The organism is Streptosporangium sp. DT93, from assembly GCF_049844535.1.
In the GTDB taxonomy this organism is placed as follows: domain Bacteria; phylum Actinomycetota; class Actinomycetes; order Streptosporangiales; family Streptosporangiaceae; genus Streptosporangium.
The window spans coordinates 19,962-32,498 of sequence record NZ_JBNCLF010000036.1; the positions used below are offsets into that span (position 1 = coordinate 19,962).

A 12,537-nucleotide genomic window follows, 5' to 3' on the forward strand; every position below is an offset into this window, starting at 1 on the left:
GAAGGAAATCGTCGCGGCAGTGTTGTGAGCCCTTTTGAACGGACCGTCTGCACGCGGCTACTCAAAGTAACGAGAGTGAGGCTATCCAGCGACATGCTTTCTGGAGGGTCAAGAATGGTCAGGTTGTGGTAATGATCGCGGAGCCGTGTCCGAACAGGCCCTGATTGATCGCCAGCCCGATCCGGGCCCCCCGCACCTGACGTGCGCCCGCCGTCCCCCGTAGCTGCCAGGTCAGCTCGCACACCTGGGCGATGGCCTGGGCCGGTACGGCCTCGCCGAAGGAGGCGAGGCCCCCGGAGGGGTTCACCGGGACCCGGCCGCCGAGGGCGGTGTCCCCGGCGCGCAGCAGCCCGGCCGCCTCACCGCGCGGGCACAGGCCGATGTCCTCGATCCAGTCGAGCTCCAGCGCGGTCGACAGGTCGTACACCTCGGCCAGCGACAGGTCACCGGGGCCCAGGGACGCCTCCTCGTAGGCGGCGTGGGCGATGGAGGCCCGGAAGGGCCGCGACGGGGCGGGTACCGCCGCGGTGGAGTCGGTGGCGAACTCCGGCAGTTCGAGCACGGTGCCGGGGAAGGACGGCGTCACCGTGGAGACGGCCGCGAGCCGTACCGGGCGGCTCACGCCGTGGCGGCGGGCGTACCCGGCCGAGGCCAGGACCAGGGCCGCGCCGCCGTCGGAGGTGGCGCAGATGTCCATCAGCCGCAGCGGGTCGGCGACCACGGGGGAGGCGAGCACCTGCTCGGCGGTGACGGTCGCGCGGTAGCGGGCGTTCGCGTTCAGGGACCCGGCCAGGGCGTTCTTCACCTTGACGGCGGCGAAGTCCTCGGCGGTGTCGCCGTACAGGGCCATCCGCCGGCGCGCGTAGAGCGCGAAGTAGGCCGGGTTGGTGGCCCCGAGCAGCCGGAAGCGGAGCCAGTCGGGGTCGTCGGGACGCTCGCCGCTCACCGGCGCCAGGAACCCCTTGGGGGTGGAGTCCGCGCCGACCACCATCGCCACGTCGCACAGGCCCGCCAGGATGCGGGTCCTGGCGGTCTCCAGGGCCTGCGCGCCCGACGCGCACGCCGCGTAGCAGGAGGCGATGCGCGCCCCGTTCCACCCCAGGGCCCGCGCGAAGGTGGCACCGGGCACGAAACCGGGGTAGCCGTTCCTGATGGTCCCGGCGCCGACGAGGAACGGCACGTCGGCCCAGTCCACGCCGGCGTCGCGCAGGGCGTCGCGGGCGGCCGCCACCCCGTACTCGGCGAACGGCCGCCCCCGCTTGCCCCAGGCGTGCATCCCGGCGCCGAGGACGACGACGTCGCTCATGCCGTACGCCCGTCCTGCGCCGGGGGGCCGGCCGGACTCACCGGGCCGGTCCGATTCGCGGGACCGGGCGGACCGGGCGGACCGGTCTGAGTCGCGGGGCCAGGCGAGCCGGGTGAACCGGGCAGATCGGGCGGATCGGTGGCCGGGGCACCCCACATCCACACCTCGGGCCCGTCGGCGAGCGTCCCCGTCGTGAGCTCCAGCTCCATGCCCACGCGCAGGTCGTCCACGGTCAGGTCCCTCACCTGGCCGAGCACGACGATCCCGGCGCCGTCCAGCTCCACCGCGGCCAGGGTGACCGGGACGTAGGGGTCGGCGGACACGAACGGGGCGGGGGGCGGGTAGCGGGCGTTCGTGTACGACCACACGGTGCCCCGGCGCGGCAGGCGCACCCGCGCCAGGTTCTCGCCGTCGCAGTACGGGTTGTGACAGAAACCCGTCCGGGGTGGGAAGTGGACGGTCCGGCAGCGGTCGCAGGCGGTGCCGAGCAGGTACGCGACACCGTCGTCCACGGTGAACCAGCCGTCGATCGCGGGTGCGGTCATAGGGCCGATAGTACACAAGCGCTTGCTAGGTAGCATCCCCTCGGGGGAGGGGTGATCCGGCCGGTGGGCGGGGCCGCCGACGGGGAAGGCGAGGCCCGCCGCCGGGCGTTCGGTCACATGTGGCGGGATGCCAGGGAGAGCCGTACGCGGGCTCCGGGCGGCAGGCCCAGCCGCTGCGAGGCGTCCCCGGCGTTGACGCCCAGCGCGATCAGCCCGGCCGAGTCGACGAACGCCACGACCTCGCCCGGGGGGACCGCCGTGAACGTCTCCCTGAACGGCACCGCGAGCCGCCGCCTGCCCAGCCAGACCGCCAGGGTGTCGCCCGGGGCGACGCCGAGGCTCACCAGGTCGCCCGAGCCGATCGAGAGCTGGGCGTTGCCGTGCCGGTCGATCGAGAGCACCTCCCCCTCGGCATGGCCCTCCTGGACCGTCGAGGTGGGTGCGGGCAGCGAGACCAGCCGGCCCAGCGGGATCTCCGGGCCCAGCTCGGCGGGACGGCGCCCGATCGCCAGGTGCGCCGCCACCGGCGCGAAGAGGTCACGCCCGTGGAAGGTCGGCGAGACCGGGCTGAGGAAGAGGTCCTCGTTGGAGAGCTCGTAGGCGGCGCGGGCCCCTCCGCTGGCGTTGACCGCCCAGGACAGCAGGCCGTTGTCGGGGCCCAGGAACACGTGCTCCCCGGCCTCGATCGCCACGGGCCTGCGCGATCCGCCGACGCCCGGGTCCACCACGGCGACGTGCACGCCTGCGGGGAGGTAGGCGATCGTCTGGGCCAGGATCGCGGCTCCGCGCCGCACGTCCCCCGAGGGCACCAGATGGCACACGTCGATGATCCGTGACTCCGGAGAGATTCCGACGATCACGCCGTGACAGGCGGCGATGTAGCCGTCCTCAAGGCCGTAGTCGCTGAGAAGGCTGATGACAGAGGTCACACCTGGTGACTGTACGTCGCCGGATCCGTCATGAACAGCGCGAAATTCCGGACTATCCTGACTTCTGGTCGCGCATGCGGTGCGATCCCCGCCCGCCCGACCGAGGAGGACGCAATGGACCCCGCGCCGACCCCCGGCGACGGCGCCGCGGCCGAGCCTCCGTCCCGGGCGCTCACCGACAGGGAGCGGGAGCTGCTCGCCTTCGAACGGCGCTGGTGGCGCCACGCCGGTGCCAAGGAGCAGGAGATCCGTCAGACCTTCGACCTGTCCGCGACGCGCTACTACCAGCTCCTCAGCGAGATCATCGACCTTCCGGCGGCGCTCGCCCAGGATCCGATCCTGGTCAAACGCCTGCGCCGCCTCCGCGAGACCCGCCGCGAGGAACGCGCCGCCCGGAAGATGGGCTTGCGTCCCTGATGGTGGGGTACGACGGCTCGGGCGGACGTTCCGGCCGGGCCCTCTCCGGCACGGAGCGTCACCACGACGGGCAGGAGCCCGACGGGCAGGAAGCCGACGGGTATGACGGCGGACATGGGTGCACTCGACAGGTTGGGGCGGGTATGACGGCGGACATCATCGACGGACTGAAGGCGATCGTCGCCGATCCCGCGGGAGCGGTGATCGGGCTCGACTTCGACGGCACGCTCTCCCCCATCGTCGCCGACCCCGCCGCGGCGAGGATCGCCCCCGGCGGGACCGAGGTGCTGACCCGGCTCGGGGGCCTGATCGGATCCCTGGTGATCGTGACCGGCCGCCCGGCGGCGATCGCGGTCGAGTACGGCTCCCTCGCCGCGGTGCCCGGCCTGGTGGTGCTCGGGCACTACGGTCTCGAACGCTGGGAGGCCGGCGAGATGACCGCGCCGCCCGTCCACCCGGGCCTGGCCGAGGCCAGGGCGGGGCTGGAACGGCTGGCGGCGGGGCTGGACGGGGTCATCGTCGAGGACAAGGAACGCTCGGTCGCCGTGCACACCAGGCAGGCCGCCGACCCGTGGGCGACCCTGGAGGCGCTGCGCGCGCCCGTCGCCACGCTGGCCGCCGGGGCGGGGCTGACCGTGGAACCCGGCAAGCTCGTGCTGGAGCTGCGCCCGCCGGGGATCGACAAGGGCGTGGCGCTCGACGCGTTCCTGCGGGAGCGGGCCGCCCGGTCGGTGCTGTTCGCCGGGGACGACCTGGGGGACCTGCCCGCGTTCGCGGCCGTGCGCGCCTCGGGGCTGCCGGGGGTGACGGTGTTCAGCGGGTCGCCCGAGATCGAGGTGCGGGCCGACCTGGTGGTCGAGGGGCCGCCCGGGGTCCTGGAGCTCCTCGGCTCGATCTCCGACGCCATCGAGCGCGGGACGCCGGGGTGAGACCGAGGGTGTCCCGGGCTCGATCCCCGACGCCATCGAGTGCGGGATGCCGGGGTGAGACCGAGGGTGTCCCGGGCTCGATCCCCGACGCTATCGAGTGCGGGATGCCGGGGTGAGACCGAGGGTGTCCCGGCCGGTGCCGATCAGCAGGCCGGCGAGGGCCACCCCGATCAGCACGGGCACCATGAGGAACGCCGTCCGGGTGCCGAACCCGTCGGCCAGCGCGCCCAGCAGGAACGGCCCCATCCCCACGGCGACGCTCGCGATGATCGAGGCGACCGCGGTCGCCTGGTTCCGCCGCCCGCCGGAGGCGGCCAGCACCCGGGAGAGCGCCATCGGGAAGTGCAGCGCGACCCCCAGTCCGGACACGGCCAGGCCCGCGTACGAGAACACCGGCTCCGTGCTCAGCCAGAACAGGCCCCAGCCGGCGACGGCGACCAGCAGGGCGCCGGCGAACAGGAGGGTCGCCGGGATCCGCAGGGCGAGCCACCCCCCGGCCAGCCGGCCGACCGCCATCCCGGCGGTGAACGCGGCGACCGCGGTCGCCGCCACCGCCGGTGAGAGCCCGGTACGGTCGGCGAACAGCTTGGCCGCCCACAGGTTGAAGGAGAACTCGGTGGCGACACAGCAGAACAGCACGGCCCCGGCCAGGTAGAAGCGCCGGTCGAAACGGGCGCCGTCCCCGGACGCGGTCTCCCCCGCGGGCACGGTTCTCCCCGCGGGTGCGGTTCCCTCCGCGGGTGAGGTCACCTGGCCGGGCGCGGTGTCCTCCTCGGACGCGACGGCGTCCCGGGGAGCGCCGAGGTTCCCGGACGCGACGGCCTCCAGCGGCGGGACCGGGACGGCGTGCGGGTGCTCGGGGATCCGGACGCGCCCCATGAACAGCGCGAGCAGCACCGTCAGCACGGTGGGCAGCAGCAGCGCCACCCGCCAGCCGAACGCGCTCTGCGCGGCGACGCTGACCGCGAACGGCACCCCGATGCCGACGATCACGCAGACCGCGTTGGCCTCGCTGATCGCCGCCGGGCCCGCCGGGCCGTGGCGGTCGTCGAGGGCGGCCATGCCCGAGTACATGGCGATCGAGCCCATCCCGCTGGCGATGCCGTAGCCGAGGAGGGTGGCCGGCAGGGCGGTGGGGGCCACCGCGACCAGGAGCGTCCCGGCGCTCAACCCGGCCATCCCGATCCAGATGACGGTCCGGCGGCCGAGCGAGGCGGTCATCCGGGGCAGGACGAGACCGGTGAGGATGCCGCCCACGGCCATCGAGGTGCCGTGCAGCCCGGCGACTGTCTGGGAGAGCTGCTGGTCGATCCGCAGCAGCGGGAGCGCGGCGCTGAGGCCGTACAGGTAGGTGGCGAAGACGCCGAGCTGCAGGTAGACCAGCCAGGTCGGGCGGTCGCGGACCAGCCGGACGGGCGCGATCGCGGTCAACTCGGTCTCCCCGGGCATCGGAACATCGAAAAAACTGAAATGGCCGCGAAAACTATCTCACAGGCCCTCAAAGACATACGGCCGGGCGTGGGGAGGGGGGCGCGGTCAGGCCAGGGCGTCGAGTTGCTCGGCGAACCACCGGTGCGGGGGCAGCGCGGTCGCCGCCGCGGCCAGCAGGCCGCCCCGCCTGGTCCGCTCGCCCTCGGGCATGGTCAGGCCCTCGTGCAGCGCGGCGGCCGTGGCCGAGACGTCGTAGGGGTTGACCGTCAGCGCGTGCTCGCCCAGCTCGGCGGCGGCCCCGGCCTCCCGCGAGAGCACCAGCGCGCTGCCGGGCGACAGGATCGGCCCCTCCTTGGCGACCAGGTTCATCCCGTCCCGGATGGGGTTGACCAGCAGCACGTCGGCCAGCCGGTAGGCGGCCAGCGACCTCGGGTAGTCGTCGTCGACGTTGAGGATCAGCGGGTCCCAGTCCTCGGTGGCGTACTCGTCCTCGATCTCCTTGGCGCAGCGCTGCACCGCCGCGGTGTACTCGCGGTACTCGGGAAGGTCGTGGCGGGAGGGGTAGGCGAAGGCCAGGTGCGTGACCCGGCCGTGCCACTCGGGGTGGGCCGCCAGGAACTCCCGGTAGGCGGCCAGGCCCCTGACGATGTTCTTCGACAGCTCGGTCCTGTCGATCCGCACGATCAGCCTGCGGTCGCCCACCTGGGCGCGGAGCGCGGACATGTGCGACTCCACGTCGGGCTCGCAGGCCCGGGCCCAGAGCGCCTTGCCGTCCACGCCCAGGCTGTGCGCGCCGATCCGGGTGGTCCTGCCCGCGTGGGTCACCGTACGGGCCGCGGGATCGACCGAGGCGCCCAGCACGCTCCGGCAGCAGTCCATGAACGAGGTGCCCCAGCGCGCGGTCAGGAAGCCTGCGTGGTCGGAGCCCAGGATGCCCTCCAGCAGCTCGGCCGCCACGTCGTCGGGCAGGAGGGCGAAGTACTCCGGCGGCGCCCACGGCGTGTGCGAGAAGTGCGCCACCCGCAGGTCGGGCCGCACCCCCCGGAGCATGGCCGGGACGAGGCTGAGGTGGTAGTCCTGCACCATCACCCGCGCCTCGTGCGGGGCCTCCTCGGCCAGCGCCATGGCGAACGCCTCGTTGTAGGCCTGGTACGACTCCCACTCCCGGCGGAACCTGGCGTCGAAGTGCGGCCTGTTGGGGGTGTCGTAGAGGAGGTGGTGGACGAACCAGAGGGTGGAGTTGGCGACCGCGTTGTACGCGCGGTGGAAGGTCGCCGGGGGGATGTCGAGCATCCGCAGCGCCCCGGTGTCGTAGCCGGCCTGGTCGAGCCGGCCGCCGGGCGCCAGCCGCACCGCGCCCCGGTCGCCGTCGGAGAGCGCCGCGCAGACCCACAGCACGCCGAGGTCCCTGGCGACCGCCGACAGGCCCGACACCAGCCCGCCCCCGCCCCTGCGCATGGACAGCGAGCCGTCCTCGGAGAGGGTGAAGGAGACGGGGCCGCGGTTGGAGGCCACCAGGATCGCGTTCATCACATCTCTTCCCTGGCTAGGGACTCGCCTGTCCTGCAGGTTAACCGGCACCGCCCCGGGATGCCCCCCCTTCGTCGGGACACGGAAGAATGGCGTTCATCGGATTGTGTCAGCTCTTGTCAGCAGGTCGACTGGTGAGCGTGTTTTTTTACGTCTTTTGCGGTGACTTGGGCGGTGAACCGCCGCCACCTCCGACCGTAGGATGGCCAGCGACCGTGACCGCTGATGGGGGCCCGTGATGGCGCTGGACGAGACGACCGAGGAACTGGCCCGGGAGGCGGCCCTCGGTGACCACCGCGCGCTCGGCGAGCTGCTGAGGCGCATCGAGCCCGCCGTGCTCCGGCACTGCGGCCGCATCCTGCCCTTCCGGCAGGACGCCGAGGAGGCGTCGCAGGACACGCTGCTGGCGGTGGCCCGCAACATCGGCCGCTTCGAGGGACGTGCCCGGTTCAGCACCTGGCTGCACATCGTGACCGCCAACTGCGCCAGGACCACCTACCGCTCGCTGAAGCGCCGCGCCGCCGAGCAGAGCTCGGACGAGCTCCCGCTGCAGAAGCCGGACGTCGCCAGGGTGAGCGTGATCGCCGGATCGCGGCTCGACCTGCTCGACGCGATGGAGGCGCTGGAGGCCGAGAAGCCCGACCTGGCACAGGCGCTGGTGCTGCGCGACATCTGCCAGCTCGACTACAACGAGGTGGCCGAGCAGCTCGGCATCCCGCTGGGCACCGCCAAGTCACGGATCCACCAGGCCCGCAAGTACGTCCAGGGCGCCCTGGGCGACGCCTACGGCTTCTGACCCTTCCCCGTCCGGCCGTCCCCGGCCCTTCCTGCCCTCGTCCTCGCCGCCCGCGGCCCGTCGTCCGCGTGGCGTACGGCTTCTGCGGCCTTGGCCGGCGGCGACTGGATTAGGGTGACCTTGTCCGCGCCACCCCGGCCGAGCGCCCGCATCACCAGGCCGGTCGGTGGGACGGGGCGATCTCCCCCCTCTGCTCCGGAAGCCGAGGTCGAGGAGAGACCCACATGTCCCGCAAGCACGTCGTCGTCGCAGGGTGTGCCCTGACGATATCCTCGCTCACCCTGGCCGCCGTCCCCGCGGACGCCGGCCTCAGGACGGGTGCTCCCGGCGTGGCCGGGCCGCTCGTGACGGGAGGACCGGGGCTCTCCGGGACATCGGGCGCACCCGGCACGATGACCGGCACGGTGACCGGTGCGGCCGTCGAGCCGCCGCCGGGCATGCTGGAGGCCCTCCAGCGCGACCTGGGCCTGAGTCAGGCCGAGGCCGAGGCGCGGCTGCTCAACGAGGCGCGGCTGATCCCGGTCGCGGAGCGGATGAGCAGGAGGCTCGGGACCCGTTTCGGCGGTGCCTGGCTGCGGGCCAAGACCGCGCACACCCTGGTGGTGGCCAGTACCAGCGTCGCCGACATTCCCGTGATCGTCGCCGCCGGCGGGCAGGCCGAGGTCGTTCCCCGGTCGCTGGAGCAGCTCTCCGAGATCAAGCGGAAACTCGACACCACGCTGCCGCCCAAGCCGCTGGTCTCCAGCGTGCGCTACGTCGACGTCAAGCGGAACAAGGTTGTCGTGCTGGCGCCGCGGCCGGAGCAGACCGAGAACATCATCGCGTCCTCCGGCCTCGACCTGACCGCGGTGGTCGTGCTCCCCTCCACCGAGGCGCCGCTGCCGCTGTACGACCTGGTCGGCGGCAACGCCTACTACATCGGCACCGCCGCCCGCTGCTCGGTCGGCTTCTCCGTCCTCAAGGGGAACCAGCAGGGCTTCGTCACCGCCGGCCACTGCGGCACGAAGGGCGCGGCCACGACCGGCTTCAACCGCCTGGCGCAGGGGACCGTCCAGGCGGCGGTCTTCCCGGGCAGCGACTACGCCTGGGTGGCGACCAACGCCAACTGGACGGCCACGGCGACGGTCGACAACGGCCAGGGCGGGACGATCCCCGTCGCCGGGGCCCAGGTCGCCATCGAGGGCGCCTCGGTCTGCCGGTCCGGTTCCACCACCGAGTGGCGCTGCGGTCTCATCCAGCAGCGCGACGCCAGCGTCACCTACCCCCAGGGTGCCGTCCTGGAGCTGACCCGCACCAACGTGTGCGCCGAGGCGGGCGACTCGGGTGGCTCGTTCATCGCCATCGACCAGGCCCAGGGTGTCACCTCCGGCGGCTCGGGGGACTGCGCCTCCGGCGGCACCACCTACTTCCAGCCGATCGGTGAGATCCTCACCGCCTACGGCCTGGAGCTGAAGAGCACCGCCGGCAACCCGCAGCCGCCCGGCACCGGCACCTGCACCGGTTACACCAGCACCTACACCAGCTCGCTGACCGCGGGGAAGTCCGCCTACCACCCCAGGAGCGTCTACTACCGGGCGGCCATCACGGGGACCCACTTCGGGTGCCTGGACGGCCCCGCCGGCACGGACTTCGACCTGTACCTGCAGAAGTGGAGCCGCTCGGCCTGGCGGGTCGTCGCCTCCTCCCGGAGCGCCGGCCCGGACGAGAAGATCACCTACGTCGGGACGCCGGGTTTCTACCGCTACCGGGTGGCGGACGTGTCCGGTTCCGGCTTCTACGTCTTCGGGTTCAGGGCGCCGTCCCCCCTCTCGGTCCGCGGCGCGCCCTGACCGGCGTATCGCCCGGGTCCGCCCTCCGATGTCCGCCGTGCTGGATCCGCCCCGGCCCGAACCGTTCGGGATCCGTCTTCCGGAGGGAGCGGCCGGGCCCCGCGCCCGGGCCGGTACCGGGATCGTTGTCCGGTGGATAACACGTCTTGTCTCGTACCCTGAGACAGCGTGCCGTGTCCGCGGTATGGCGGGGTAGAGTGCTGGAGACTCGCTCGTCGGGTTCACAACTGCATACGTGCTCATCCAGAGGGGTGGAGGGACCGGCCCTGCGAAGCCCCGGCAACCATCCCGGTTCAAGACTCGTGATCTGACGAGGTCGGCCGGGACAGGTGCCAATTCCGGTCTGTGACCAGGGTGGTCGCAGACGAAGATGAGGGAAAGGCCTCGCTTCATGGCGCTCGCAACCACTGAGAACACCACCGTCACCTCGCCCGGCCACCGGGACGCGGGCGGGAGCTTCGGCCCCGCCGTCGCCCTGTCCTGTCGCGAGTGCGGTGCCCGCTACGACCTCGGCCCCAGCTTCGCCTGTGTCGAGTGTTTCGGGCCCCTCGAGATCGCCTACGACTTCGGGCGTGTGACCCGGGAGCAGATCGCCGAGGGGCCGGCCAACATCTGGCGTTACCGTTCACTGCTGCCCGTCCCGGCGGACGTGGCCTCCAAGCCCAACATGGCCCCCGGCTGGACCAAGCTCGTGAACGCCCGCAACCTCGCCCGCGAGCTGGGTCTCCGCTCGCTGCACGTGAAGGACGACTCGGGCAACCCCACGCACTCCTTCAAGGACCGCGTGGTGGCCATGGCCGTGGAGGCGGCCCGCACCTTCGGCTTCCACACCCTCTCCTGCTCCTCGACCGGCAACCTGGCCGGCGCCGTGGCCGCCGCCGCGGCGAGGGCGGGGCTGGACTCCTGCGTGTTCATCCCCTCGAACCTGGAGGAGGCCAAGATCGTCATGGCCTCCGTGTACGGGGGCAGGCTCATCGGCATCGACGGCACCTACGACGACGTGAACCGCTTCTGCTCCGAGCTCATCGGCGACGAGCTGGGCGAGAAGTGGGGCTTCGTCAACGTCAACCTGCGGCCGTACTACGCCGAGGGGTCCAAGACCCTGGCCTACGAGATCGCCGAGCAGCTCGGCTGGCGCATCCCCGACCAGATCATCGTCCCGGTGGCCTCCGGCTCCCAGCTCACGAAGATCGACAAGGGGTTCAAGGAGCTGATCGCCCTCGGGCTCGTCGAGGACACGCCCTACAAGATCTTCGCCGCCCAGGCCGAGGGGTGCTCGCCGGTCTCGGCGGCCTACAAGGCGGGGCACGACGTGATCCGCCCGGTCAGGCCGGACACCATCGCCAAGTCGCTGGCGATCGGCAACCCGGCCGACGGCCCCTACGTCCTGGACATCGCCCGCCGTACCGGCGGGGCGGTCGAGGACGTGACCGACACCGAGATCGTCGACGCGATCCGGTTGCTGGCCAGGACCGAGGGCATCTTCGCCGAGACCGCCGGTGGCGTCACGGTCGGGGTGCTCCGCAAGCTGGTCGCCTCGGGCGCGCTCGACCCCGGCGCGGAGACCGTGGTGCTCAACACCGGGGACGGCCTCAAGACCCTGGACGTGGTGGCCGCCGAGGCGCGCCCCACCGCGGTCATCCGGCCCTCCCTCGACGCATTCCGTGCGGTTACTGCCTGAAAACCGTGAAAGGTTACGAATTATGAGTGTTTCTGTGCGGATTCCGACGATTCTTCGGACGTACACCGGCGGTGCCGCCGAGGTGAGTGCGGAGGGTGAGACCCTGCGCGATGTTCTGCAGAAGCTGGAGGCGGACTTCCCGGGGATCGGCGCCCGAATTCTTGATGAAACGGGCAAGATTCGCCGTTTTGTCAACGTCTACGTTGGGGATGAGGACGTCCGTTTCGCGGACAACCTCGACACGGCCACCCCCGCGGGCGTCCAGATCTCCATCATCCCGGCGGTGGCCGGAGGCTGAGCCCCCGCCCCCTCCCGACGCCCCGCCCTGCCCCGGCCCCGCGTGCCGGCGCCGCCGTCTCCGCGGCCGGCGCCCGCCCGCGGCGCGGAGGCACCCGGCCCGTGGCGTGCGATCTCTCCACGACACCCGCCGGCTCCGGCCGGGCGGGTGTCGCGTTTTATGACGCGGGCTCATATTCGTCGGCCGGAGAGATGTTTCAAAATTGAACTAACTAATCGTGATAGGCATGCGCTGATCCTGTACGGAAAACTCTGATAAACGAGTAGTTTGGTGCTTGACTCTGTTGTCCGACCGCTTCTCACAGGTATGGTCGAGGGCGATCGACGTGGCGAAGTTCGTCCGGAGATTGAGGACTTCGCGAGAGGAATGGGCGTCGTCCTAAAGACCAGTAAGAGGAGTCAAACGTGGCGCAGGGCACCGTCAAATGGTTCAACGCGGACAAGGGCTACGGCTTCATCGCGGTAGACGGTGGTAAGGATGTGTTCGTCCATTACTCCGCGATCATGATGGACGGCTATCGGGCACTGGAGCAGGGCCAGCGGGTGGAGTTCGAGATCACCCAGGGACAGAAGGGCCCGCAGGCCGAGGCCGTCCGGGCGGTCTGACCCCGGCCGTTCCCGGCCTTCCCCCGATCTCGCCGGTGCGAGCCGGTGCGAGCCGGTGGGTCTCCGTGGAGCACGATCCGTTCGACGACCCCGGCGCGACGGGGCCGGGGGGGGGGGGGGCCCGGGGGGCGGGGGGGGGGGGGGGGCGGGGGGGGGGCGGGGGGGGGGGGGGAGTGGGCGGGGGGTTGCCGCCGCCACCGGGGTAGATGTAGTTCGGCGCGGGCCAGGTGCCGGTGCAGAC

General features: G+C 72.1%; 12 protein-coding genes and 1 riboswitch. Of the genes, 7 read left to right on the forward strand and 5 right to left on the reverse strand.

The annotated features are described in order from the left end of the window. Window positions 1–118 precede the first annotated feature (118 nt). From ACLQ2R_RS39005 to ACLQ2R_RS39015, 3 genes are all read right to left on the reverse strand, one after another. Complete coding sequence (locus ACLQ2R_RS39005; RefSeq protein ID WP_425966456.1) at window positions 119–1,306, reverse strand: lipid-transfer protein; 1,188 nt, start codon at window positions 1,304–1,306, stop codon at window positions 119–121. Next, window positions 1,303–1,851 (reverse strand): Zn-ribbon domain-containing OB-fold protein, encoded by a 549-nt coding sequence (locus tag ACLQ2R_RS39010; protein ID WP_425966457.1) that lies wholly within the window; start codon window positions 1,849–1,851, stop codon window positions 1,303–1,305. The genes ACLQ2R_RS39005 and ACLQ2R_RS39010 overlap by 4 nt, the downstream gene beginning before the upstream one ends. 113 nt (window positions 1,852–1,964) lie before the next feature. Further along, the gene (locus ACLQ2R_RS39015) at window positions 1,965–2,780 is read right to left on the reverse strand and encodes an SAM hydrolase/SAM-dependent halogenase family protein (RefSeq protein WP_425966458.1); all 816 of its coding nucleotides are present in this window, start codon (window positions 2,778–2,780) and stop codon (window positions 1,965–1,967) included. A 114-nt stretch (window positions 2,781–2,894) separates the two neighbouring features. Here ACLQ2R_RS39015 and ACLQ2R_RS39020 point away from each other — a divergent pair, with 114 nt between their 5' ends. Further along, window positions 2,895–3,197, forward strand: coding sequence for a DUF3263 domain-containing protein (locus ACLQ2R_RS39020; RefSeq protein ID WP_425966459.1), 303 nt, complete (start codon window positions 2,895–2,897; stop codon window positions 3,195–3,197). A gap of 143 nt (window positions 3,198–3,340) precedes the next feature. Further along, the gene (gene otsB / locus ACLQ2R_RS39025) at window positions 3,341–4,126 is read left to right on the forward strand and encodes a trehalose-phosphatase (protein WP_425966460.1); all 786 of its coding nucleotides are present in this window, start codon (window positions 3,341–3,343) and stop codon (window positions 4,124–4,126) included. 90 nt (window positions 4,127–4,216) lie between these two features. Here otsB and ACLQ2R_RS39030 read toward each other — a convergent pair whose 3' ends face one another. Both ACLQ2R_RS39030 and ACLQ2R_RS39035 read right to left on the reverse strand, forming a co-directional pair. Further along, window positions 4,217–5,575, reverse strand: a complete 1,359-nt coding sequence (locus tag ACLQ2R_RS39030; RefSeq protein WP_425966461.1) for an MFS transporter — start codon at window positions 5,573–5,575, stop codon at window positions 4,217–4,219. Between the two features lie 87 nt (window positions 5,576–5,662). Continuing rightward, entirely contained in the window at window positions 5,663–7,087 is a 1,425-nt protein-coding gene (locus tag ACLQ2R_RS39035; RefSeq protein ID WP_425966462.1) for an alpha,alpha-trehalose-phosphate synthase (UDP-forming), read from the reverse strand. Between the two features lie 238 nt (window positions 7,088–7,325). On the opposite strand from ACLQ2R_RS39035, the gene ACLQ2R_RS39040 reads away from it, so the two are divergent. The 5 genes from ACLQ2R_RS39040 to ACLQ2R_RS39060 all read left to right on the forward strand — a co-directional run bounded on the left by ACLQ2R_RS39040 (window position 7,326) and on the right by ACLQ2R_RS39060 (window position 12,296). After that, window positions 7,326–7,883 (forward strand): RNA polymerase sigma factor, encoded by a 558-nt coding sequence (locus tag ACLQ2R_RS39040; RefSeq protein WP_386246361.1) that lies wholly within the window; start codon window positions 7,326–7,328, stop codon window positions 7,881–7,883. 224 nt (window positions 7,884–8,107) lie between these two features. Beyond that, window positions 8,108–9,712 (forward strand): S1 family peptidase, encoded by a 1,605-nt coding sequence (locus tag ACLQ2R_RS39045; protein WP_425966463.1) that lies wholly within the window; start codon window positions 8,108–8,110, stop codon window positions 9,710–9,712. 236 nt (window positions 9,713–9,948) lie between these two features. Next, window positions 9,949–10,089, forward strand: a riboswitch (SAM riboswitch). A gap of 14 nt (window positions 10,090–10,103) precedes the next feature. Beyond that, on the forward strand, window positions 10,104–11,393 hold the full coding sequence (thrC, locus tag ACLQ2R_RS39050; protein WP_425966464.1) for a threonine synthase: 1,290 nt from the start codon (window positions 10,104–10,106) through the stop codon (window positions 11,391–11,393). Between the two features lie 22 nt (window positions 11,394–11,415). After that, window positions 11,416–11,691 (forward strand): MoaD/ThiS family protein, encoded by a 276-nt coding sequence (locus ACLQ2R_RS39055; protein WP_425966465.1) that lies wholly within the window; start codon window positions 11,416–11,418, stop codon window positions 11,689–11,691. Between the two features lie 404 nt (window positions 11,692–12,095). Beyond that, window positions 12,096–12,296: a cold-shock protein gene (locus tag ACLQ2R_RS39060; protein ID WP_362810957.1), complete on the forward strand. Its 201-nt coding sequence runs from the start codon at window positions 12,096–12,098 to the stop codon at window positions 12,294–12,296. Window positions 12,297–12,537: the final 241 nt, after the last annotated feature.